The sequence below is a fragment of the Massilia sp. METH4 genome (genome assembly GCF_037094685.1).
GTDB lineage: Bacteria > Pseudomonadota > Gammaproteobacteria > Burkholderiales > Burkholderiaceae_D > Rugamonas.
Genome location: NZ_CP146614.1, coordinates 632,991 through 656,769 on the forward strand (window position 1 = coordinate 632,991; position 23,779 = coordinate 656,769).

Here is a 23,779-nt window from a genome sequence, read left to right on the forward strand (position 1 = left end):
CAGCCTGACGCACCACGGATCGAAGTCGTACAATACGACAATATTTACAAGCCATCGAAGGTCCGTCATGACGCCCCAGTTCACTCCCATCGAACAAGTCAAAGAGGCGCTGCGCACGCAAGGCTGGGCGCTGCTGGCGCCGCCGGACGTGGCGGCGCTGTCCGGCACGCCGCTGGCGCAGCTCGACGCGCTGGCGCCGAGCTGGGACAGCCTGGAACTGGACAATTACCTGAAGGATGGCGGCCGCTACCGCCGCCGCCGCCATTCCTGCTTCGTGCAGCGTGACGCCGAACTGGCGCAGACGGCCCACCGCGCCCACTGGCAGAGTGTGGAGTACAACGCGCTGCACGGGGGCATGCACCGCATGTTCGAACCCGTGCTGCCCGAAACGGTGGCCGCGCCGGGCTGGCAAGGCTTGCTGACGGCGCTGGGCCGGCTGTTCACCGCCGTGCGCGGCGAACCGGCGTGGTATGTGGAAGCCCATCAGTTCCGCATCGACACGGCCGACGGCATCGGCCGCCCCACGCCGGAAGGCGCGCACCGCGACGGCGTCGACTTCGTTGCCGTCATCCTGGTCGGCCGGCATGGCATCAAGGGCGGCGAGACGCGCATCTTCGAGGCCGAGGGCCCGAACGGCAAGCGCTTCACGATGACCGAACCGTGGACGATGCTGCTGCTGGACGATGCGACCGTGATCCACGAATCGACGCCGATCCAGCCGCTGGGCGAACATGGGCACCGCGACACGCTGGTGATCACGTACCGGGCCGGCGGCTTCCAGGGCGGTACATAGCAAGGCGCCGGCAGGCGCCACGTTGGGCGCCGTCGCGCCTGCATTTCATTTATAGTCGGACATACATCGATGACAGCACAGGGCACGCGTGTGGATTCCACCTACGAAATCGAACCGGATGAAATCGAGATACTGATCGTCGAGGACAGCCCGACGCAGGCCGAGCGGCTGCGGCGGCTGATCCAGTCCGTGCGCTACAAGGCGCGCGTGGCGGGCAACGGCCGGCTGGCGCTGGAAGCGATCCAGGCGCGCAAGCCGCACCTCGTGCTGTCGGACATCGTGATGCCCGAGATGGATGGCTATGAGCTGTGCCGCGCAATCAAGGCCGATTCGGCGATGCGCGACATTCCCGTCATCCTCGTCACGTCGCTCAACGATCCGAAGGACATCATCCGCGGCATCGAGTGCGGCGCCGACAATTTCATCCGCAAGCCGTACGCGGAAGATTACCTGCTCAACCGCATCGGCCACATGCTGGTCAACCAGAAGCTGCGCAAGGACCAGAACATGGAGGTGGGCATCGCCCTCTACCTGGGCGAGCAGAAGCACTTCATCAATGCCGAGCGCCAGCAGATCCTCGACCTCCTGATTTCCACCTACGAACAGGCGGTGCAGGTCAACAGCGAATTGCAGGCGCGCGAGCGCCAGGTCATCGAACTGAACATGCGCCTGGCGCACCACGCGGGGCAGCTGGAAACGATCAACCGCGAGATTGCGCTGAAGAACGTGGAACTGGGCGAGGCGAGCAGGATGAAATCGGCCTTCATCGCCAATATGTCGCACGAGTTGCGCACGCCGCTGAACGCCATCATCGGGTTCACGGGCGCGCTGCTGATGAAGCTGCCCGGCCCGCTGACGGAAGAGCAGGAAAAGCAGCTCAACACGATCCGCGGCTCGGCCCGCCACCTGCTTTCGCTGATCAACGATATCCTCGACGTGGCCAAGATCGAGGCCGGCAAGGTCACGCTGTCGATCGAGCGCGTGCAATGCCAGGACGTGGTGCGCGAAGTGGCCGAGACGCTGCGGCCGCTGGCGTCCCAGAAAGGCCTGGCGCTGGAAGTGGTGCTGGACGAGCAACCGATCGCCCTCGATACGGACCGGCGCGCCCTGAAGCAGATCCTGATCAATCTTGCCAACAATGCCATCAAGTTCACGGAGAAGGGAACCGTGCGCGTGGAACTGGGGCGGCGCCCCCTCGACGATGGCACGTCGGCCACGGAATTCTCGGTGTCCGACACGGGCGCCGGTATCCGCGAGGAAGACCAGGCCAAGCTGTTCCAGGCATTCTCGCAACTGGACTCCACGTCGACCCGCCACGCCGAAGGCGCGGGGCTGGGCCTCTACCTGTGCCAGAACCTGGCCAACGTATTGGGTGGCTCGCTGTTCTTCACGAGCGAATTCGGCAAGGGCAGCAAGTTCACGTTACAGCTCAAGCGCACCAACCAGGCCGCGCTTGCCACGCCAAAGTAACCAGCGCATTCATAGCCGCGTGTGTTTTACGCAACCGCAAAAAAATGTGCGGGGAGCATGCTTGTGCTCGCCCTGTGGGTCGCGCCGCTACTCAGCTGAAGATCGCTTGGCAAACCCCGCACTTCAGCTTGCCGTTATTCGCCCGCACGCCCGATCGCCGAATTTTGATGCACTGCACATAACGTCTGGAAACGCTTCCGCGTGGGCAATGGGGCACGCACGGTAGTTTTACGGTATTGCAGCGCAACATAAACCGGGCTATAGTGAAACCGTCTCCTCCAAGCGTTCTCCGAACAATTGGACCTCGCCCGCAGCCTTCGGCTCGCGGGCATTTTTTTTGCCCGGCCTCCTTCCCCCGCGCGCCCACCGCCCGCCCCTCGTCATCCCCCAAGCAAATGTTTCCACAAACCGGGGTCAGACCCGGTTTTGGTAAATATTGCCTGGAAACGGGGTCTGACCCCGGTTTCAGGAAACTTTTCGGCGCTGTTCTTCGGGCTGCCGCTGCGGTAACTAAACAATCGCTTTACTTATATCAAACGTTTGAATTTTATGTTTTAATCAGGAATGGCTGAAAAACAAACACGCAAGACCCGCTCCGATGGCGAACAATCGCGCGAGCGCCTGCTGCAGGCCGCCATGCGCCTGTTCGGGGCCCAGGGATTCAACGCCACGTCCACGCGCGAGATTGCGCTGGCGGCCGGCGCCAACGTGGCGGCGATCGCCTATTACTTCGGCGACAAGGCGGGGCTGTACCGCGCCGCGCTGACCGATTTCATGCCGCCGCCCGAAAAGAACATCGCCCAGTTCGACCAGCCCGGCTTCACGCTGCGCCAGGTACTGAATGGCTACTACACGCAGATGCTGGCGCCGATGCTGGAAGACGATACGGCCCAGCTGCGGCTGCGCATGTGGCTGCGCGAGGTGCTGGAACCCACCGGCATCTGGCAGAACGAGATCGACAACGGCATCCGCCCGGAATTCGAAGCCCTGGCCGCCGTGCTGGCGCGCCACCTCGAAGTGCCGGTGGACGACGAGGTGCGCCGCCTGGTGCACGCCGTCGCGGCGCTGGGCGCGCACCTGATGATCTCGCTGGATATCGTGGCCGCCGTCACGCCGCAACTGGTGACAGGGCCGAATGCGCTGCACGACTGGATTCCCCGGCTGGTCGACTATGCCGAAGCGATCGTGGTCGCCGAACAGGAAAAGAGAAAGAAAGGAGCAGCATGAAGTCAGCGGTAATGTCCATGAACGCATTGAAGACGCCCCTGGCGCTGGCCGCCGCGCTGGTGCTGGGCGGTTGCGCGCTGTCCGCCCCGCCGGCCAGGGTCGACGCCCAGGGCCCCGAGGCGTGGCATGCGCCGCTGCCGCACGGCGGCACCGTCGCGCAACTGTCGCTCTGGTGGCGCAGCCAGGGCGATCCGCTGCTGGCCGAGCTGGTGGAAGCGGCGCAGGCCGTGAGCCCCACCGTGGCGGCGGCGCGCAGCCGGCTCGCCCAGGCGCGCGAGGCGCGCGTGGCCGCCGGCGCGGCACTGGCGCCCACCGTCGACGGGGCGCTGACCTCGACCCGGTCCAGCCAGCAAAGCGCAGCGCTGCCGGTGAACACCACCTCGCAGGGCTATTTCCAGGCCGCGTGGGAAATCGACATCTTCGGCGCCAACCGCGCCGTGCGCGACGCGACGCAGGCCCGCTACGAAGGCGCGCAGGCCGGCTGGCACGACGCCCGCGTGACGGTGGCGGCGGACACCGCGAACACCTATTACCAGTACCGCGCCTGCGAACGGCTGCTGGACGTGACCCGGCAGGACGCCGCCTCGCGCGCCGACACGGCGCGGCTGACGGAACTGACGGCACGGGCGGGCTTCGCGGCGCCGGCCGACCTGGCCCTGGCGCGCGCCAGCGCGGCCGACGGCGCCAACCGCGAGATCGCCCAGCGCGCCCAGTGCGAGGTGGACGTGAAGACGCTGGTCGCCCTGACCGCGATGGCCGAACCCGAGCTGCGCAAGCGCCTGGCCGACGCCACGGCGGAACTGTCGCCGGCACAGGGCATCGCGCTAGCGTCGCTCCCGGCCGAGACGCTGGCCCAGCGGCCGGACGTGTTCAACGCCGAGCGCGAAGTGGCCGCCGCGAGCTTCGAGGTGGCCGGCGCGCGCGCCCAGCGCTTTCCGCGGCTGACCATCGCGGGTTCGATCGGCCGCGGCCAGGTCCACGCCGCCGGCGAGAGCGTGACCGCCGGCACGTGGACGATCGGCCCGGTGCAGATGACGCTGCCGGTATTCGATGCCGGCCGGCGCCGCGCCTCCGTCGAGGCGGCTCGCGAACGCTACGAGGCGGCCGTGACCACCTACCGGGGCAGCGTCCGCCAGGCCGTCGCCGAAGTGGAACAGGCGCTCGTCAACCTGCAGGGCACCGACCTGCGCGCCGTGCAGGCGCAGGCATCGCTGGAAGGCTACCGCGCTTCTTTCACCGCCGCCGAAGACCTGTACAGGAACGGCATGGGCAGCCTGCTGCAGCTGGAAGACGCGCGGCGCACGCGCCTGGCCGCCGAGAACGCGGTGATCGCCGTGCAGCGCGAACGCAGCGCCGCGTGGATCGCCCTGTACCGCGCCGCCGGCGGCGGCTGGAACCGCGACATCTTGAACGCATCGGCAAACTCATCTGCAATATCCTCCGCGAGCAACCAATGAACGAGACCCAACACGAGCTCAACACCAAGCCCAACATCAAGCTCAACACCAAGCTCAACATCAAGCCGGGCGCCAAACCGCTCGCGCTGGCCCTGCTGGCCGCCGTCGCGCTCGGCGGCGCCGGCGTGGCGCTGTACAGCCCCGCCTCCAGTGCCGCGGATGAAAAGAAACCGGCCACCGCCACCCCGGCGCTGACCGTGTCGACCACCCGGCCGCAATCGGCCACGCTGCCGCTGCGCCTGACCGCGAACGGCAACGTGGCGGCGTGGCAGGAAGCGTCGATCGGCAGCGAGTCGAACGGCTTGCGGCTGACCGAGGTGCGCGTGAACGTGGGCGACGTGGTGAAGAAGGGCCAGGTGCTGGCCGTGTTCTCGGCCGATACCGTGAACGCGGACGTGGCGCAGGCGAAGGCCGCGCTGGCCGAAGCCCAGGCCAATGCCGCCGAGGCGCAGGCCAATGCGAAGCGGGCGCGCGCCGTGCAGGCATCGGGCGCGCTGTCCGAGCAGCAGATCTCGCAATACCTGACGGCCGAGCAGACGGCCAATGCGCGCATCGAATCGGCGCGCGCCACGCTGGCTTCGCAGCAGCTGCGCCTGAAGTACACGCAGGTGGTGGCGCCGGATGCCGGTGTGATCTCCGCGCGCAGCGCCACGGTCGGCGCCGTGATCGGTCCCGGCACGGAACTGTTCCGCATGATCCGCCAGGGCCGCCTCGAATGGCGGGCCGAGGTCACGGCCGCCGAGCTGAAAAGCATCCGCATCGGTTCCACCGCGGTGGTGAAAGCCGCCAATGGCAGCGAGCTGGCGGGCAAGGTGCGCATGATCGCGCCCACGGTGGACGCGCAAACCCGCTCGGCGCTCGTCTACGTCGACCTGCCACCGGATTCACGCAGCAATGCGCCGTTCAAGGCGGGCATGTTCGCCAGCGGCCATTTCGAACTGGGCACGTCGGGCGCGCTGACCTTGCCGCAGCCGGCCGTGGTGGTGCGCGACGGCTTTCCCTATGTGTTCCGGCTCAACGCCGATTCCCGCGTGAGCCAGTTGAAGGTGCAGACCGGGCGGCGTACCGGCGACCGGGTCGAGATCCTCTCCGGTGTCACGGCCGACATGCCGGTGGTGCTGAACGGCGCCGGCTTCCTGAACGACGGCGACCTGGTGCGGGTCGCGAATTCGGCACCGGCGGCGGCACCGGCCGCCGCCGCCGCGCCGGCGCAGCGCACCGTGAAATGAAGGACATGCGATGAACTTTTCCGCCCTGTCGATCCGGAATCCGATTCCGGCGATCATGCTCTTCACCCTGCTCACGCTGGCGGGGCTGCTGGCCTACAAGGCCAACCCGGTGCAGGACTTTCCGGACATCGAACTGCCGATCGTCACCGTCAGCGCCACGCTGCCGGGCGCCGCGCCGGCCCAGCTGGAAACCGAGGTCGCGCGCAAGATCGAGGATTCGGTGGCCACGCTGCAAGGCGTGAAGAACATCTACACGAAGGTGCTCGACGGCGTGGCCACGGTCACCGTCGAGTTCATCCTCGAGAAGAACATCTCCGACGGCGTGAACGAGGTGCGCGACGCCGTCTCCCAGGTGCGCGCCGACATGCCGGCCGAATTGCGTGAACCGGTCGTCAGCAAGGTGTCGACCGCGGGCCGCGTGATCACCACGTTCATCGTGGCCAGCAAGCCGGGCACCACGCGCATCGACGATGCGGACCTGTCCTGGTTCGTCGATAACACCGTGGCCAAGCGGCTGCTGACGGTGCCGGGCGTCGGCTCCGTCAAGCGCGTGGGCGGCGTGGACCGCGAGATCCGCGTGGAGCTGGACGATGCCCAGATGGCCGCGCTGCGCGTCTCGGCACTCGATGTGTCGCGCCAGCTGCGCCTCGTCCAGCGCGAGGCGCCGGGCGGGCGCGGCGACGTATCGGGCGCCGAGCAATCGGTGCGCACCATCGGTACCGTGCAGTCGGCCCAGGAACTGGCGAAGATGGACATTCCGCTGGGCGATGGCCGCCACGTGCGGCTGGACCAGGTGGCCAAGGTGACGGACACCGTCGCCGAACCGCGCGCCGTCGCCACGCAGGACGGCAAGCCGGTCGTCGCGTTCGAGGTGTTCCGCACCAAGGGTGCCAGCGAGACCGCGGTGGCCGAGGGCGTGGCCGCGGCCGTGGAACAGCTGCGCAAGAACCACCCGAACCTGGAAATGAAGCAGGTGATCGACAACGCCTTCCCGGTCGAGGAAAACTTCGAAGGCTCGATGGAGCTGCTGTACGAAGGCGCGATCCTGGCCGTGATCGTGGTGTTCTGGTTCCTGCGCGACTGGCGCGCCACGCTGGTGGCGTCGGCCGCCCTGCCCCTTTCCGTGCTGCCCGCCTTCCTGGGCATCTATTGGTTCGGCTACACGCTCAACACGGTGACCCTGCTGTCGCTGGCCCTCGTGGTGGGCGTGCTGGTGGACGATGCGATCGTGGAGATCGAGAACATCGAACGCCACCTGCAGATGGGCAAGACGCCGATGCAGGCGGCGCTGGAGGCGGCCGACGAGATCGGCATGGCCGTGATCGCCACCACGTTCGCGCTGGTGGCCGTGTTCCTGCCCACCGCCTTCATGGGCGGCATTCCCGGCAAGTTCTTCAAGCAGTTCGGCTGGACCGCCGTGCTGGCGGTGCTCGCCTCGCTGGTGGTGGCGCGCCTGCTGACGCCGATGATGGCCGCGTACCTCCTGAAACCCATCAAGCGCAAGCATGAGGATGAGCAGGAGCGGGACGGCCCGATCATGACGCGCTACCTGCGCACCATGAAATGGTGCCTGAAGCACCGCGCCGTGACGGCCATCGCCTCGGCCGTGTTCTTCGTGTGCTCGATCATGCTGGTCGGCCTGCTGCCGACGGGCTTCGTGCCGCCGGCCGACCGCGCGCAGACCCAGGTGAACGTGGAACTGCCGCCCGGCTCCACGCTGGCGCAGACGCGCGAGGTGGCCGAGCAGGCGCGGCAGGCGGCAATGCGCGTGCCCGGCATCACGGGCGTATTCAGCTCGATCGGCGGCGGCTCTTCCGGCGACGCGTTCGCACCGGGTGCCGCGGCCGAGGCGCGCCGCGCCGTGCTCACCATCACCACCGTGCACCGCACCGATCGCGATGAAACGATGGCCGAGATCGATTCGCTGCTGCGGCGCCAGCTGGGCAATATCGCCGGCGCGCGCTTCACCGTGGGCCCGCCGGATACGGGCGTGAAGATGCAGCTGGTGCTGCAATCGGAAGACCCCGAGGCGCTGATCGCCGCCGCGCGGCGCGCCGAGCGCGAGCTGCGCACACTGCAGGGCATCGGCAACGTCACCTCGTCGGCCTCGCTGGTGCGGCCCGAGATCATCGTGCGGCCCGACTTCGCCCGCGCCGCCGACCTGGGCGTGACGGCCGCTTCGATCGGCGAGACCGTGCGCGTGGCCACGGCCGGCGACTACGACTTCGACCTGACGAAGATGAACCTGCCGGAGCGCCAGGTGCCGATCCGCGTCAAGCTGCCCGACCCCGTGCGCGCCGACCTCGACGCGATCGGGCGCCTGACGGTGCCGGGCCGTAACGGTCCGGTGCTGCTGGCCAATGTGGCGACGATCACGATGGAATCCGGCCCGGCCCAGATCGACCGCCTGAACCGCAGCCGCAATGTGACGCTGGACGTGGAACTGGGCAGCCGCTCGCTGGGCGAGCTCAATGCCGAGGCGCGCGCGCTGCCGGCGCTGGCCAACCTGCCGCCGAACGTGCGCATCGCCGAGCTGGGCGATGCGCAGGAGATGGCCGCGCTGTTCGCCAGCTTCGGCATCGCCATGGCGATCGGCGTGCTGTGCATCTACGGCGTGCTCGTGCTGCTGTTCAAGGACTTCATGCAGCCGGTCACGATCCTGGCCGCCCTGCCCCTGTCCATCGGCGGCGCCATCGTGCTGCTGCTCATCACGGGCAATGCGCTGTCGATGCCGTCGATGATCGGCCTGATCATGCTGATGGGGATCGTGACGAAGAACTCGATCCTGCTGGTCGACTATGCGATCCTGGCGCGCCAGGCAGGCATGAGCCGCACCGACGCCCTCGTCGATGCCTGCCACAAGCGCAGCCGGCCGATCCTGATGACGACCATCGCGATGGGTGCCGGCATGATGCCGCTGGCGCTGGGCCTGGGCGCCGACCCCAGCTTCCGCGCGCCGATGGCGATCACGGTGATCGGCGGCCTGATCACGTCCACGCTGCTGAGCCTGCTGGTGGTGCCCGCCGTGTTCACCTACGTGGACGATATCGAGCACTGGATCGCGCGCATGGTGCGCAAGCTGCGGCACAAGGATCACCCGCACGGCGAACACGTCGAGCACCAGCACGGCGGCGCGGCAAACCTGCCGCGCGCGGCCGAGCCGGGCAAGGCGGGCGGGCATTGAGCTTCATAAGTGCCGTTCCTTCGAGCTGGCCCCAGGTGCAAGATCCGGGGGCGCAGCCCGAGTTGCAAGGAAAACGCCGCTCCTCGCCGGCGTAGCGGTCCGGGCTTGCAAGCCCGGACTGCTTCCTGACCCCTGCCTTTCGCCTTGGGGTTCGAGCACGCGCCCCGGCTCTCAAGCCGAGCCCCGATCTGCTACTTCTTCCTCACCTCTTCCGAAGCGATATCGGCCAGGTCCTTGAGCGCCTGCAGCTCGGTGCCGCGCAGCTTGCGCGGCTCGCGGTCGATTACGCACAGCGTGCCCAGCGCCTGGCCGGCGGCGTCGCGCACCGGCACACCGGCGTAGAAGCGGATCTTCGGGTCGCCCTGCACCAGCGGATTCTCGCGAAAGCGCGGGTCGGCCGCCGCGTCCTCGACCACGAACACGTCGCCGGCCAGCACCGCGTGCGAGCAGAACGCCCACTCGCGCGGGGTTTCCTGCGCCTCGAGGCCAACGCGCGCCTTGAACCACTGCCGCGTCGACGTCAGCAGCGATACCAGTGCGATCGGCGAGCCCGTCACCTGGGCCGCGAGGCGCACGATGCGGTCGAAGCGGTTTTCCGATGCGGTGTCGACCAGTTGCGACGCGGCGAGCGCCGCCAGGCGCTCCGCTTCTTCCCTGCCCACCGGGTAGCCGGGCGCCGGATCGGGCTGGAACTCGGGCGATACCGGCGACAGTGCGGCCTCCACCGCCTGGCCGACGGTGGCCGGGGGATTGCCGGGCGCCTGGTCGAGCAGCCTGGCGATCGCCGAGAGGCGGGTGCGGCGGTGGCCGCCGGGCGTCTTCCAAGAAGCGATGGCGCCGCTTTCCATCCACATCTGGACGGTACTGGTGGCTACGCCGAGCAGGCGCGCGGCGGCCGTGGTCGTCAGGATCGGGTCTTCTTCATTGCTCATATGGTCATCCTGTGTGGGCAACAGTATACGCTCCGTTCCGTCGATTTAACAAATTTGATGGATTCTCGCGACCCGACAATCAAATTTCGCAATTTATGTTGATTTACGGCAACTAGTAAGGCATTATATCGATCGAATTCATCAAATTTGCCGACCATGAACCCCTTCCGCCACGCCAGCCTTGCCACCAAGCTGTATTCGGCCTTCGCACTCGTCCTGCTCTTCACCGTCATCCTTGCCGTGTTCGCGATCTCGCGCGTGAACCAGATCGACGCCGCGCTCGACAGCGCGAATACGCTACGCCGCACCGAGCTCGATCCGCTGCTGAACGCCCGCGAAGCGCTGGCGCAGACCGGTATCGCGGCACGCAACGCCTTCATCTTCCGCGACGACGCGGCCGCCACGCGCGAGCTCGACATTCTGGATCGCCACAAGGCCGCCTACCTGGCCGAGCTGCAAAGAATCGAGCCGCTGCTGCGCGGCCTGCCGGAATTCGACAAGGTGCGCGACGGGATGCTGCAGATGGCACGCGAGCTGGAACGGCCGCGCACCTACCGCACGGCCGGCGACCTGGAACGCTACGGTATCTTCCTGGTCGAGGAATGCAGCCCCCTGCGCCGCCGCATCGTCGCAGACATCGACACGCTGTTGAACGAGCTGAAGCAGCGGAACGACGCGGCCACCGCCGCTGCCACCGCGCAGGCCGCGAAGGCGCGCTGGTGGATCGGCGCGCTCGCCCTGGGCAGCGCCGTGCTGTGCGTGGTGGTCGGGACCGCGATCGTGCGCGGCCTGCTGCGCGAACTGGGCGGCGAGCCGGCCTATGCCGCCGGCGTGGCACGCGCCATCGCACGCGGCGAACTCCAGCACCCGGTGGACAGTGCCCGCGCCGACGGCAACAGCCTGCTGCACGCGATGGCGACGATGCAGGATGGACTGGCGCACATCGTGAAGGACGTGCGCAGCGGCACCGTGGCGATCACCGCGACTTCCGCCGAGATCGCCGCCGGCAATGCGGACCTGTCGGACCGCACCGAGGCGCAGGCGGCCGCTCTGGCGCAGGTCGCGGCGTCGATGAAGCACCTGGTCGAATCGGTGGGCGCCAATGCCGGCTATGCCGAGGAAGCCAGCCGCCTGTCGCGGCAGGCCACGGAAGTATCGCGCCAGGGCGGCGCCGCGGTGGACAGCGTGGTCGCCACGATGAACATGATCGACGCTTCCTCGCAGAAGATCGTCGACATCATTGCCGTCATCGACGGCATCGCGTTCCAGACCAATATCCTCGCGCTCAATGCCGCGGTGGAAGCTGCCCGCGCCGGCGAACAGGGCCGCGGCTTCGCCGTGGTGGCGAGCGAGGTGCGCAACCTGGCGCACCGCTCGGCCACGGCGGCAAGGGAAGTGAAGGCCCTGATCGAGGATTCGGTCGGCAAGGTCGCCCTCGGCACGGCGCAGGTCGGCACGGCGGGCGCCACGATGAAGAGCGTGGTCGATGGCATTGCCCGCGTGTCCGGCATCATGCAGGACATCTCGAACACGACCCGCGCGCAAAGCGGCGATATCGCATCGGTGGGCGCGGCCATCGCCCGGCTCGATGACATGACCGTGCGCAATGCCACACTCGTCGACGAAGCTGCCGCCGCCGCGCAATCCCTGCGCATGCAGGCCGACCACCTGGCCGGCGTGGTCGATACGTTCCAGCTGGAACCGGCGGGCGGGCCGGCGCGGCGCGGCGGGCCGGCGCTGGCGGCCTGAACGCAACACCGCGGCGCCGCCGCCACATGACTCCGCCATAGCCGGCACTTGTCGCTATACTGGTGGTATCAGCGTCGGAATCAGCATGTCATCCCGTGGGGAGGCGCCTTGTCACCACTGTCGTGGTTCGTCGCATCCGGAGCCTCGTGGCAGTCGGCCGTCCAGCGCCGCCTGCGCACGGTGTCGCGCCTGCGTTCGCGCAGCGCGGCCGCGATGCGCAGCCTGCGTGAAACCTTCACGCCGCCGGCTCCTTTTCCCGCCGAGATGGAACGCCGTTTCCTGCGCGACCACGCCCACCGGTTCGCGCCCTTTCGCCGCGCCGGCGCCGTGCTGGCGCTGCTGATCCTCACGGCATTCTTCGCCTTCGATTATTTCCTGTTCCTGCAGGTCGCGGATTTCCCGCTGACCCAGGTCTGGCTCTGCCGTGCGGTGCTTTGCGCCGTGCTGCTGCAGTGCGTGCTGAAGTCGCTGACGGCCGCGTTCTGCAACGACCGCAATGCCCACGTCATCATGCTTTCCGGAGCCGCCGCGGTGGTGGCTTGCGAGTTGCTGCTGATCGTGCTGACGCCGCCATCGATCGGCTTCTACGGTTACTTCGTCGCCCTGTGCATGGCCACGTTCTACCTGTTCGGCTTCCTGCACCTGCGCGCCCGTCCAGTCATGCTGGCCGGTATCGTGGTGCTGGCCGTCACCGCCGGTGCGCACGCCGTGCTGCTCGGTACCGAACGGGGCGGCCTGCTCCCCGACGCCGGTTATGCGCTGGGGCTCCTGGCCAATATGGTGGTGATCGGCCTCGGCATGGCGATCATGCTGGAACGCAATGCCCGGCGCCAGTTCCAGCAGGAACGCGAACTGTCGGACATGAACGTCGAGCTCAGCGGCAGGAACGCGCAGCTTGCCAGCGAGAAGGAGGAAAACCAGATCAAGGCGCAAGCCCTGATCCGCCTGAAGGACGAGCAGCGCAGCCAGGCCCTGCAGGCCAGCCAGGAAACGGCCCGCTTCCTGGCCGCCGCGGCACACGACCTGCGGCAACCCATGTTCGGGCTGGGCTTGGCGCTGGAAGCCATGCAGCGTGCCCTCGACGGCGGCGATACGGGCGAGGCGGCGCGGCTGACGGCGCTGTCGATCCGCTCGGCGCGCACGATGGCCACCACCTTCAACGCCGTGCTCGACCTGTCGCGCCTCGAATCGGGCTTCGTGGCGCCCGAGCCCTCGCACTTCGATCTCGACGAGCTGCTGCGTGAAGTCGCCACGGATCTGGGCGCGTTCGCGCAAAGCCGGCAGGTGGCGCTGCGCCTGCGCCTGCCGGCCACACCGGTCACCGTGTTCAGCGACCGGCAGATGGTGAGCCGCATCGTGCGCAACCTGGTCAGCAACGGGATCAAGTACGCGCGCCGCGACGCGCCGCGTGGCGCCTTCGTGCTGATCGGCGCCGTGCGGCTGCAGACGCGTGTGCGCATCGACGTGATGGACAACGGCATCGGCATTCCGGCGCAGCAATGGCACCGCGTCTTCGAACCGTTCGTCCAGCTCGACAATGCCGAACGCGACCGGGAAAAGGGCCTGGGCCTGGGGCTGTCGATCGTCAACGCCATGATCGCCCTGTTGCCGGAGCACCGGCTCGAGTTCAAGTCCGAAGTGGGGCGCGGCACGCGCTTTTCCCTCGACGTGCCGAAGAGCAGCGAAACGCCGGCCGCCGACGCACCCGCGGGCGGCGAGCCGATAGCGGCGGACCTGCGCGGCATGTATGCGCTGGTGGTGGAGGACGACTGCCTCGTGCGCACGGCGATGGAAGCGCTGCTGGGCCAGTGGGGCATGCTGGTCGATACCGCTGCCGGCATGGCCGAGACGCGCGCACTGGCCGCCGGCCTGGAACGGGTGCCGGACCTGATCATCACCGATTTCCGCCTGCCGGACGGCGCCACCGCCAGCGACGTGCTCGATATCCTGCTGCCCGCCTGCGAGGACGGCGGCCGCCGCCCCGCGGTGCTCGCCGTGACCGGCGAGGTCGACAGCGCGCAGGCGGCACTGGCCGGCCGCGCCGCGACGGTGCTTCCCAAGCCGATGCACCCGGAGCGCCTGAAGGCTGCCATTGCCCAGGCGGCCGGCCGCGGCCAACTCAACCGTTGCGTGGAATGACGATGCCGCGCCGGGCCATTTCCACGATCAGCTCGGTGCGCCGGCGCACGCCGAACTTTTCCAGCAGGTCGCCGCTGTATTCCTTGATCGTGTTTTCCGTCAGCCCCATCTTGCGGGCGATCGACTTGTTGGACAATCCCTGGCAGATATAGCCGAGCGTTTCGGCCAGGCGCGGCGACAGGGCCAGGCCTTCCAGCGTGGCCGCCGGCCTGGCCGCGGGCGGGCTGAAGCCGCCCTTGCCCATCGCCGTGTGCGGCAGATAGATCTGGCCGCGCAGGATCGTGTCCAGCGCCGACCTGAACACCTGGTTGCCGTCGTCGCTGCTCTTCGAGATGAAGCCGCTGGCGCCCGCCTTGATGCACTCCATGACCGTGTCCCGGTCGTCCTGGCCCGACAGCATGATGGTATGCAGCGGCAGCTCATGTTGTGACACCCATTCCAGCACTTCCATCCCCGAATGGCCCTTGCCGAGCTGGTAGTCGAGGAACATCAGGTCGTAGGCGCCGCTGCCGAGCAGCCGAAGGCACGTGTCCACGTCGCCCGCCTCGTCGACCGACAGCAAGGGGTCGCACTGGATCAGCAGGGTCTTGAGCGCCTGGCGGGTCAGTGCCTGGTCTTCCACCAGCAGGGCATTGCGGAAAAAGGCGGGTTCCATCATGTTCCGGGTCCGGGTAGTAATGACCATCGTAGAGCAATTCGGGGGGTGCCGGCACCCTACCAAGTGGGGGCTTCCTTTTCATGGCCACCTGGTGCGGGCCTGCCCCCCGGCGCTTCTGGGGTGATGCCGCGCGGGCCGGCGCCGCACAATGGATACATCACCCACGCGCTCCCGCCGGCGTCCGAACGGCGCCCCTTCTTCAAGGAGAAACCGATATGGATACCAGCGGCAGAGCCGGGCCGGCTCACCCTTACCCCGTCCACCATGGCCGTGCCGCGGCCGCGTGCCGCTGGCTGCTGCTGGCGGGCGGCCTGTTCTCCAGCGTGGGCGCGGCGGCGCACCCATACGGCCCGTTCGGCCTGCCCATCTTCCTGCCGCCTCCGCCACCGGCGGCGTTCCGGCACGCGACACCGGACTTCGTGCCCGAACGGGCGCCCACGCGGCCGGCGCCGGCGCCACGCGCCGCGCCACCGGCCCGGCCCGCGAGCGCGGCGCCGCCACCTGCCGCGAAACGCACGGCCGCCACCGATTCCGCGCAATGCCGCCATGGTCCCAACCAGCGCGGCTGCATGGGCGGGAATGCCGGACCGCTGGCCGCCCAGTTCCACCCGACGGGCCCGCGGCCGTGATCGCGGCTAGCGGTCGGCCCGCTCCTCCCACTCGCGCCGCAGCAAACCGTAGAGGACCGAATCGAAGATCTCGCCGCCCACGATCCACCGTTCGCGCAGCAGGCCCTCGCGCTGGAAGCCCAGCCGCTCCAGCGCCCCGATGGACGCGGCGTTGCGGGGATCGATGTCCGCCTCCAGCCGGTGCAGGTCGAGCTCCAGGAAGGCGAAGCGCAGCAGCGCCCCCAGCGCCTCGCCCATATAACCCTTGCCCCAGTGCGCCCGGTTGAGCGCATAACCCACCTCGCCGCGCCGGTTCTGCCAGTGCAGCGCGTGCAGTGTGCAGTTGCCGACCTGGCGCCCCGTGTCGTTCGACACCATGGCGAAGCGGAAGTACTCGCGCGCCGCGAAGGCGGCAGCATCCTTGGCGATCTGCTGGGCCGGACGGTCCGGATCGGTCCACGCGGGCTCGCTGAAGTAGCGCATCACTTCGGGGTCGCCGTGGATGGCGAGCAGGTCGTCTTCGTCCCCCGGGCGGGGCGGGCGCAGCGTGAGGCGCGGGGTGGTGAGGGTGATGTGATAGTCCATCGGAATATCTTAACCGATGAGCCGGGCCGATCAGCTCATCGGCCGGCCGGCGCCATCCACCCTCCGCCCAACGCCCGGTACAGGTCCACCGAAGCGGCCAGCAGGCGGGCGCGCAGCTGCAGGCGCGCCACGTCCGCCGCGTACAGGTTGCGCTGCGCATCCAGCTCTTCCAGGTAGGCCGCATAGCCATTGGCATAGCGGTTGTGGGCGATGCGCAGCGTTTCGGCGGCGGTGGCGCGGCGCGCGTCGTTCTGCACCGCCTGCTCGCGCAGCCGCGTGATGGCGTCCAGGCCATTCTCCGTCTCCACGAACGCCTGCCGCACCGTGTTCTCGTACGCGATCAGCGCCCCGTTGCGCAGGGCGGCGGCCGAATCGGTGGCCGCCTGCACGCGGCCCGCGTCGAAGATCGGCGCCACCAGCGCGCCCGACAGGCGCCACAGGCGCGTGGGCCCGTGCACGAGGTCGGAAAGCTCGGTGGACTGGATGCCGCCGCCGGCCGTCAGCCGGAAAGTGGGCAGCAGCTGGTCGCGCGTGGCCGCCAGTTGCGCGCTGGCGGCGGCGATGGCCTGTTCGGCACGCGCGATGTCGGGGCGGCGGCGCAGCAGGTCCGACGGCAGGCCGGCGGGCACCGGCGGCGGCGCCAGTTCGGCAAGCGGCTTTCCGCGCGCGACGGTCCCCGGCGAGCCGCCCGCCAGCAGCGACAGGGCATTTTCCTGCTCGAAGATCTGCCGCTGCAATTGCGGAATCTGTTCGGCCGCCGTGTCGTACTCCGCCTGGGCCTGGAGCCACTCGAGGCGCGAGCTGTAGCCCACCTCGAACTGGCGCCGCGCCAGGTCGCGCGAGCGTTCGCGCACCTGCAGCGTGGCCTGCGCCAGCTCCAGCTGCGCATCGAGGCCGCGCAGGTTCAGGTAGCCGCTCGCCACGCTGGCGGCGATCGACAGCGCCGCCGCGTCCAGGCTCGCCTGCTCGCCGCGCAGCGTTGCGGCAGCCGCCTCCGTGGCATTGGCGAGCCGCCCCCACACGTCGATCTCGTAGGCGGCCTGGAATTCGGCCTGGAACACATTGGCCACGTAGGGCTTGCCGGTCGCGGCGGACAGCGTGCGCGCCCGCGTGGGCGACGTATCGAACGACAGCGTGGGTTGCTGCGCGGCCGCCGCGGCGCGCACGCGGGCACGGTAATCCTCGACCCGTTCGCGCGCCACGCGCAGGTCGCCGTTGTTGGCCAGTGCCGTGGTGACGAGCGCGGTCAGCGCCGGGTCGTCGAACGCCTGCCACCAGGCGCGGTCGGCCGGCAGAGCCGCGGCCCCATCGGAAAGAGGGGCGCGCCATTGCGCGGGCACGTGCAGTTGCGAGGCCGGCGGCTCGGCCACCCTGGGCGAGCATCCTCCCAGCAGGGTAAGCACCACCGCCAATGCCACCCGCCTCATCGGCGCGCCTCCCCGCCGTCCAGGTTTGCCGACGTGTCGATGCTGACGATGACGGACATGCCGGGCCGCAGCCGTTCCGCCAGCCGCTGGCCGGGGTCGATGCGGATGCGCACGGGGATGCGCTGGGCAATCTTCACGTAGTTGCCGGTGGCGTTATCGGCCGGTAGCACGGAAAATTCCGAGCCGGTGGCCGGCGAGATGCGCTCGACCTGCCCGGTCAGCGTGGCGCCATCGAGCGCGTCGACCTTGAACGTGGCGCTCTGCCCCACGCGCACGCCGTTCATCTGCGTTTCCTTCAGGTTGGCGATGACCCACATCTGGCGCGGCACGAGCCCCATCAGCTGGGCGCCGGAGTTGACGAAGGCGCCGCGCCGCACGCCGACCTGGCCCAGCTGGCCGTCCGACGGCGCGACGATGCGCGTGTTGTCCAGGTCCACCCTGGCCGCCTTCAACGCGGCGGCCGCGTTGGCGACGGCCGCTTCCAGGGCGGCGCGGTTGACCGTCACCGATTGCGATTGCTGCCGCGAGATTTCCACATTCGCCTGCGCCTGGGCCACGGCCGCCTGCGCCTGGGCATGGGCGGCGCGCTGCGCGTCGCGCTCGCGCTGCGACAGCGAGCCATCCTGCACCAGCTGTTCCACGCGCGCCAGGTCGGCACGGGCGCGGTCCGCCTGGGCCCGGGCGTTGCGCAGCGCCGCTTCCTGCAGCGCGATGGTGGCCGCGGCGCTGCGGCGCGACTGCGCCCAGTTGGACAGCGCCGCCTGCTGCGCCGCCAGCTGGGCCTCGGCCTGCTCGTAGCGCTGCTCGTAGACGCGGCGGTCGATCTCCACCAGCAGGTCGCCCTGCTTCACGTGCTGGAAGTCCTGCACGTGCACCTGCGTCACGTAACCCGATAGCTGGGTGCCGATCACCGTGACCTGCCCGCGCACGAGCGCGTTCTCGGTGGAGACGATCGGGCTGGTGAACGGCGGCAGCCGCCAGGCATACAGCACCACCAGCACGCCAATGAGCGCGATCAGCGCAAAGCCGGCGATCGCCAGCCACTGCTGCGGCCTGTCGGGCTGGCCCGGCGCAGGCGGGGCGGCCGCGGGCGCCGGCGCCGCGGCGGGCGGCGTGGCGGATGTTGGTGTGGATGCGGGAGTCGTATCGTTTGCGCCCATGTCGTTTGCGCTCATCTTGATCCGGAGTTGTCGAGGGAGACCTTGGCCATGCCTGTCTGCGCATCCTGCGCCGGCCCCTTGGGAGGCGCGGGCCGGCATGCGGTGCAGAGCTGCCACAGGTGGTGGAACAGCATCCACGCCAGCGTGGCGACGGCGACGATGCTGATCAACAGGAAGACGTCGTTGTAGGCCAGGATATTGGCTTCGCGGGTGGCGGCCGCGCCCAGCAGCGCCACGCCCTCCGCGTTGCGCAGCGCCGGGTCGGCCAGCGTGCCGGCCAGCGTGGCGCCGCTGCCCTGCACGCGGCTGGCCACCAGCGGGTCGATCAGCGTGAGGTGTTCGACGAGCTGGCTGGAATGGTATTTTTCGCGCATCACCTGCACCGTGCCCACCAGCGCGGAACCCAAGAGGCCGCCCAGGTTCTGCGTCATCGAGAACATCAGCGAAAAACTGATCAGGTTCTTCGGTTGCGCGATGATCGCCCCGAAGCCGGACACGAACACGGGACCGATGAAGAACACGCCGGCGAACGCCAGCAGGCCCTGGCTGATATACATCTGCGCGGGCCGCGTGAGATTGGTGGCGTGCGAATCCATCCACGCGCCGGCGGCCATCAGGACCAGCGCGAACATCAGCGAGCTCTGCACACGGCTGGGCGCGATCGTCAGCGCGCTGGCCGCCATGCCGGCGACGCTGGCCGCCAGCGTGACGAGCCACAGGTCCCGCATCTGGTCGTTCTGCAGGCCAAGCGCCTGGAGGAAGCCGACGGTGCCGGTGGCTTCCGATTGCACGATGCGGATCAGGAGCACCGACAGCGCGAGGCGAACCATGTTCGCCGTGGTCAGCCAACGGATATTGAGCAGCGGGTTGGCGCGATTGTGCTCGATGGTCACCGCCGCCGCGACCAGCACGATCGAGCCGGCCAGGCACCAGCCCAGCCAGGGCGTTTCGAACCACCACAGGGTGCGGCCCAGGCCCAGCACCGCGCACAGCAGCGCCACGCCGGGCGCGAACAGCGCGAACGTGAGGAAGTCGAGCTTCTCGAACGCGCGGATGCGGTCGCCGGGCGGGAGCTTGAGCAGCAGCACGCAACCCAGCGACAGCAGGCACAGGCCCAGCTCGAAGAAATACAGGCCGCGCCATTCGGCGATTTCCAGCAGTTCGGTGGAAAAGATGCGCGCGATCGGCAGCGCCAGCTGCGAAAACCCGATCCCCAGTACCACCCCCTTCAGGCGGTGCTGGGCGGGAAACCCCTGCAGCGTGTAGTACAGCCCGAGCGTGGTGAGCGCGGCGCCCGAAATGCCGCTGGCGGCGCGCACGGCGATGGCCGAGCCGAGCCCGTGCACGAACAGGTGGGCCAGCGTGGCCAGCGCGTACAGCACCAGGAACAGCTCCGTGAACAGCCGCAGGCCGAATTGCTGGCGGAACTTCACCAGCAGCAGGTTCATCGACACGTTGGCCATCACGTAGACGGTGGGCAGCCACTGGATCTCGGCCTGGTACACGCCCAGCGAGCCTTGCGCATACACGAGATTGACGGTGACGAGCGCATTGCCCAGGCCACCCGTGAGCGCCACGATGAAGCCGACGATCAGGTAGGCGATGCGGCGCGGCGTGGAATGCAGGGGCGATGACGGCGATCCCGGCAGCATCGGCCGCTCATGAGGCTTCCAGGTCTGGGGGGCGTAGACATCCATTGACGCGTATCCAAATGCGATCCATGCAAACGGCCGAGCAGTCTGCGAGGTGACATCATACGGCCCGGCCGGTTTGCGCGGCGCATGGGCCAGGCGAGTCACCACTTATGGCAGAGCAACCGCCTGCCATGCACGCCAGGGGCGCCGTGACGGATGGCAGGCTGGCAGCGGGGCAAGCGTTGCAAAGGCAGGGACGCAACGACGCCCGGCCGCGCATCGCACGATGCACGGCCGGGCGCGGCCATCCGCAAGGGGTGGGCGGACGGCGGGCCAAGCGGCGATGGATCAGTGGCGGCGGGAGCCCAGCAGCTTCGACACCGCATAGCCGGCGGCCAGCGCGACCAGCACGGAAGTGCCCGGGCTCTTGCGCACATAGCTGCGGCCCGTCTCGGCCAGGCGGGCATAAGCCACGTTCAGGTCGGAAGCCTTCTGGCTCAGGCGGTCGGAAAGATTGGCGGCGCCGCTGGACACGCGGTCCACGGTGTCGTGCGCCTTGCTCACCAGGCGGTCGGTGGCGGCGGGCACGCTGTCGGCCAGCTTCTCGACGGTGCTGTGCACCTTGTCGGCGGCGGCGGGAACCTTCTCGGCGATCTTGTCGACGGCGGCGTGGGCGCTGGTGGCGGCCTTCTCGGCAGCGGGCTGCACCTTGTCGACCGCGGCGTGGACGCTGGTAGCGGCCTTGTCGGCGGCAGGCTGCACCTTGTCGGCGGCCTTGTCGATGGCGCTGTGGGCATTGGCCGCGTCGTTGCGGTTGCCATTGCCGATCGGCGTCACGGAGCCGGTCGCATTGATGGTCGTTTTTTCGTTGTCCATGATCGGTATCCTCTTGGTTGGTGTATGCGGGATCAACGATAGGCCGATCGCGGAAGGTAGACCGTGCGGTGCATAACAAACTGTAAAGACAGTCGCTTCCGGCTCGTGGCCCCGCGCCTGTCGCACGCCGCCGCAGCACGCTTTGTGGCATGCTGCGCGGATCACGCAGTGGAGGTGCGCCATGATTCCTGTCTCGTCAGTCACCGATCCTTCCGGCATGGCCAATTTGTTCGCCCCGGCCGGCGTGGGCGCAACGCCGGCGCGGCCCGACATAGCGCCGAGCTCCGACGTGGACGTTTCCTCGCTGGGCCAGTTCATGGGCACGCTCGCGCTCTCGCAGAAACGCCTGGGCGAGCTGGCCGCCGCGAGCGGCGGGCGCATCACCGAAGGCGATCTGGAACAGCTGGGCACGGCCGCCGGCGAACTCGTCGAAGCATTCAACGTGGGGCGCGCCGCCGGCACGCTCGCGCCGCCGTCCGGCGAACCGCTGCCGGCCAACGCGCTTGCCACGCGCCTCACGCAGACCTTCGATGAAGAGCGCCCCGCGCTGGCACGGCTGGGCATCGACCTCGCGCCCTCGCTGCTGGGGGACGACGGCGACATGCTGGCCGTGGACGAGCGAGCCCTGCTGGCCGCGTTCCAGGCCGACCGCCAGGGCACGCTGGACACGCTGGCGCGCGCCGCCGGCCGCTTCGACGAAGCCGCCAGCGTGCTGGCACAGGAGCGCGATGCCATCGGGCCGGACGGCAACTCGCTCCAGGCACCATCCACCACCAACCTGCCGCCGAGCGAGATCAGCGACGCGGCCCTGCGCAATGCGCTGCGCGATACCGCGGTGCAGCCGAATCCGCCGGACCGGCAGGCCGCCGGGGCGCTCGACGATGCGCCCGATGCGCCGCCGGCCCGGCAACCCGAGGCGCCGCAGATCGCGGGTTCCGGCACGCCAGCGGCCATGCTCGACAACCAGGCTGCCGAGCTGACGGCCGCGCAGGCCAACAACAGCGCCAGCGGGGCGCTTGGCCCGGCCAACACGCCCCCGCAGCAGCCGGGACAGGCTAGCGCGCCGGCAGCGCAGGCCGCCACCGGCGCCCTGCCCTCCACGGCCGATGCGCTGCCCGCGAACAACCCGGCGCAGGTGCCGACGCAGGTGCCAACGCAGGTGCCGATGCAAGTGCAACCGCAGGTGCCGGCGCAGGTGCCCAATTACGCGCCGTCGGCGCTCGGCAATCCCGTGCCGGCGGCTAGCGCAAATCTCTCGGCTGCAACGGCGGGTCCGGCGCCGGCGAACCGCCCACCGGCCACGCCCGCCGAAACCGCCGCTGCCCAGCAGGCTGCGCGGGACACGGTGCAGCCGCCGCCGGTGCGGGTTGCCGGGGCAACGGGCGAGGCGCAGGCGAATCCGGTGCCGACCCCGCCCTCCGCGACGACGTCGCCCGACCGCGCCAATGCGGAGGCGCTGGCCCGGCAGCTGGCCGCCGAGCGCTTCGCGGCCGAGCGGGCCGCCGTGGCCGAGACCGCGGAAGCGCGGCGCCAGGAAGTGCGGCGCGACGAAGCTGCGCGGCTCGACCTGAACCGTGCCGCCCTGACGCAGCAGGAACGCGCCGCCGCCGGCCGCCTGGCGATCGCGCGGCAGACGGCCAGCCAGGCGCTGGCCGACCAGCAGGACGTGGTGACGCAGGACCAGCGCCTGCAGGAAGCCCGCGCCGCCGAGCTGCGCCAGCTGACCACCACGCGCGAGGAGGATGCGGCCGCGCAGCGGCTGGCCGACCGCATCGGCGAGGCGCGCGGCGATGCCCTGGACGGGGCGGATGCCCTGGCGCAGGACCGCCTGCTCGAGGCACGCCGCGCGGCGGGCCGGCAGACGCTGGCCACCCAGGACGATGCGCTGCTCGAGCAAAGGCTCGTCCAGGCGCGGCTGGCGGCAAGCCAGCAGGCTGCCGACACGCAGCAGGCGGCACGATTGGCGGACGCCGAGAATGCCCGCCAGCGCGACGCCCTGCGGGTGCTGCAGGAGCAAGGCGCCGAGCGCGCGCAGGCGATCCTGGACCAGGAGCGCCTGGCGCGCCGCACCCAGCAGGCCGCCACGGCGGCCGGCCGGGGCGCCGCTGCCGGCGCGGCGGCTGCCACCGGCATGGCCAACGAGCAGGCGCTGGCCGGCGCCGCGGCCGATGCGCAGATCGCGGCCGACGCGGCGGCGCGCGCAACGGCCGATGCTGCCGCCACCGCGCAAGCTGCGGCGGATACGGCAGTGGCGGCCCAGGCATCGCTGGGCACCCCCGCCAACCCGGCGGCGGGCACCACGCCCGGCGGCACGCCGACAGCGACGGGGGCGCCTGCCGGCACGGGCGCGGGCACTCCTGCCGCGGGCGCGGCGGGCGCGAACGGCAACGCCGCGGGCACGGCCAACACGGCGCGGCCGCCGAACGCGGCCGATCCTTCCACCGCCGCCGCGATCGCCGCGCAGTACCTGGCCGGCGGCGTCGGCAGCGGGCCGACCGGTGCGGCGCCGCCGCCGCGCAACGAGATCAACCCGGCGGTGCGGCCGGTCACGCGCACCGGCACCGTGCCGCCGGTATGACGATGGGGTGATCAACCTGGTGCTTGCTCCCGCCGCGAGAACGTGGATAATTCACGCAACTCGACTATAACCA

At 69.4% G+C, this 23,779-nt stretch carries 17 protein-coding genes; 10 read left to right on the forward strand and 7 right to left on the reverse strand.

The features are described from left to right. The first annotated feature begins 67 nt into the window (after positions 1 to 67). The 6 genes from V6Z91_RS02830 to V6Z91_RS02855 all read left to right on the forward strand — a co-directional run bounded on the left by V6Z91_RS02830 (position 68) and on the right by V6Z91_RS02855 (position 9,360). Positions 68 to 793 (forward strand): 2OG-Fe dioxygenase family protein, encoded by a 726-nt coding sequence (locus V6Z91_RS02830; protein ID WP_338766436.1) that lies wholly within the window; start codon positions 68 to 70, stop codon positions 791 to 793. A gap of 90 nt (positions 794 to 883) precedes the next feature. After that, positions 884 to 2,263 (forward strand): response regulator, encoded by a 1,380-nt coding sequence (locus tag V6Z91_RS02835; RefSeq protein ID WP_338766438.1) that lies wholly within the window; start codon positions 884 to 886, stop codon positions 2,261 to 2,263. A gap of 564 nt (positions 2,264 to 2,827) precedes the next feature. Then, complete coding sequence (locus V6Z91_RS02840; RefSeq protein ID WP_338766441.1) at positions 2,828 to 3,490, forward strand: CerR family C-terminal domain-containing protein; 663 nt, start codon at positions 2,828 to 2,830, stop codon at positions 3,488 to 3,490. Between the two features lie 17 nt (positions 3,491 to 3,507). Then, positions 3,508 to 4,947, forward strand: a complete 1,440-nt coding sequence (locus V6Z91_RS02845; RefSeq protein ID WP_338766443.1) for an efflux transporter outer membrane subunit — start codon at positions 3,508 to 3,510, stop codon at positions 4,945 to 4,947. After that, a complete protein-coding gene (locus V6Z91_RS02850; RefSeq protein WP_338766445.1) occupies positions 4,944 to 6,176 on the forward strand; it encodes an efflux RND transporter periplasmic adaptor subunit in 1,233 nt (410 codons plus the stop codon). Before V6Z91_RS02845 ends, V6Z91_RS02850 begins: the two co-directional genes overlap by 4 nt. Positions 6,177 to 6,186: 10 nt before the next feature. Then, complete coding sequence (locus V6Z91_RS02855; protein WP_338766448.1) at positions 6,187 to 9,360, forward strand: efflux RND transporter permease subunit; 3,174 nt, start codon at positions 6,187 to 6,189, stop codon at positions 9,358 to 9,360. A 191-nt stretch (positions 9,361 to 9,551) separates the two neighbouring features. Here the strand turns inward: V6Z91_RS02855 and V6Z91_RS02860 are convergent, their stop codons facing one another. Continuing rightward, positions 9,552 to 10,292, reverse strand: a complete 741-nt coding sequence (locus V6Z91_RS02860) for a GAF domain-containing protein (RefSeq protein ID WP_338766450.1) — start codon at positions 10,290 to 10,292, stop codon at positions 9,552 to 9,554. A gap of 156 nt (positions 10,293 to 10,448) precedes the next feature. Between V6Z91_RS02860 and V6Z91_RS02865 the strand changes: the two genes are divergently transcribed. Then, the gene (locus V6Z91_RS02865) at positions 10,449 to 12,041 is read left to right on the forward strand and encodes a methyl-accepting chemotaxis protein (RefSeq protein WP_338766452.1); all 1,593 of its coding nucleotides are present in this window, start codon (positions 10,449 to 10,451) and stop codon (positions 12,039 to 12,041) included. Between the two features lie 108 nt (positions 12,042 to 12,149). Next, positions 12,150 to 14,180 (forward strand): ATP-binding protein, encoded by a 2,031-nt coding sequence (locus V6Z91_RS02870; RefSeq protein WP_338766454.1) that lies wholly within the window; start codon positions 12,150 to 12,152, stop codon positions 14,178 to 14,180. On the opposite strand, the gene V6Z91_RS02875 is transcribed toward V6Z91_RS02870, so the two are convergent. After that, positions 14,161 to 14,838 carry a response regulator transcription factor gene (locus V6Z91_RS02875; RefSeq protein ID WP_338766456.1) on the reverse strand — a complete coding sequence of 226 codons (678 nt, stop codon included), beginning with the start codon at positions 14,836 to 14,838 and terminating at the stop codon, positions 14,161 to 14,163. The two genes, V6Z91_RS02870 and V6Z91_RS02875, sit on opposite strands and share 20 nt — an antisense overlap. A 215-nt stretch (positions 14,839 to 15,053) precedes the next feature. Here V6Z91_RS02875 and V6Z91_RS02880 point away from each other — a divergent pair, with 215 nt between their 5' ends. Next, a complete protein-coding gene (locus tag V6Z91_RS02880; RefSeq protein WP_338766457.1) occupies positions 15,054 to 15,467 on the forward strand; it encodes a hypothetical protein in 414 nt (137 codons plus the stop codon). Between the two features lie 6 nt (positions 15,468 to 15,473). Here the strand turns inward: V6Z91_RS02880 and V6Z91_RS02885 are convergent, their stop codons facing one another. The 5 genes from V6Z91_RS02885 to V6Z91_RS02905 all read right to left on the reverse strand — a co-directional run bounded on the left by V6Z91_RS02885 (position 15,474) and on the right by V6Z91_RS02905 (position 21,128). After that, on the reverse strand, positions 15,474 to 16,031 hold the full coding sequence (locus V6Z91_RS02885) for a GNAT family N-acetyltransferase (protein ID WP_338766459.1): 558 nt from the start codon (positions 16,029 to 16,031) through the stop codon (positions 15,474 to 15,476). Positions 16,032 to 16,066: 35 nt separating this feature from the next. Next, positions 16,067 to 17,458 carry an efflux transporter outer membrane subunit gene (locus V6Z91_RS02890; protein WP_338766461.1) on the reverse strand — a complete coding sequence of 464 codons (1,392 nt, stop codon included), beginning with the start codon at positions 17,456 to 17,458 and terminating at the stop codon, positions 16,067 to 16,069. Next, positions 17,455 to 18,633, reverse strand: a complete 1,179-nt coding sequence (locus tag V6Z91_RS02895; protein ID WP_338766463.1) for an HlyD family secretion protein — start codon at positions 18,631 to 18,633, stop codon at positions 17,455 to 17,457. The genes V6Z91_RS02890 and V6Z91_RS02895 overlap by 4 nt, the downstream gene beginning before the upstream one ends. Beyond that, the gene (locus tag V6Z91_RS02900) at positions 18,630 to 20,315 is read right to left on the reverse strand and encodes an MFS transporter (RefSeq protein WP_338766465.1); all 1,686 of its coding nucleotides are present in this window, start codon (positions 20,313 to 20,315) and stop codon (positions 18,630 to 18,632) included. Before V6Z91_RS02900 ends, V6Z91_RS02895 begins: the two co-directional genes overlap by 4 nt. 285 nt (positions 20,316 to 20,600) lie before the next feature. Next, positions 20,601 to 21,128, reverse strand: a complete 528-nt coding sequence (locus tag V6Z91_RS02905) for a hypothetical protein (protein ID WP_338766468.1) — start codon at positions 21,126 to 21,128, stop codon at positions 20,601 to 20,603. Positions 21,129 to 21,309: 181 nt separating this feature from the next. On the opposite strand from V6Z91_RS02905, the gene V6Z91_RS02910 reads away from it, so the two are divergent. Next, positions 21,310 to 23,706: a hypothetical protein gene (locus V6Z91_RS02910; protein ID WP_338766470.1), complete on the forward strand. Its 2,397-nt coding sequence runs from the start codon at positions 21,310 to 21,312 to the stop codon at positions 23,704 to 23,706. The last annotated feature ends 73 nt before the right edge of the window (positions 23,707 to 23,779 follow it).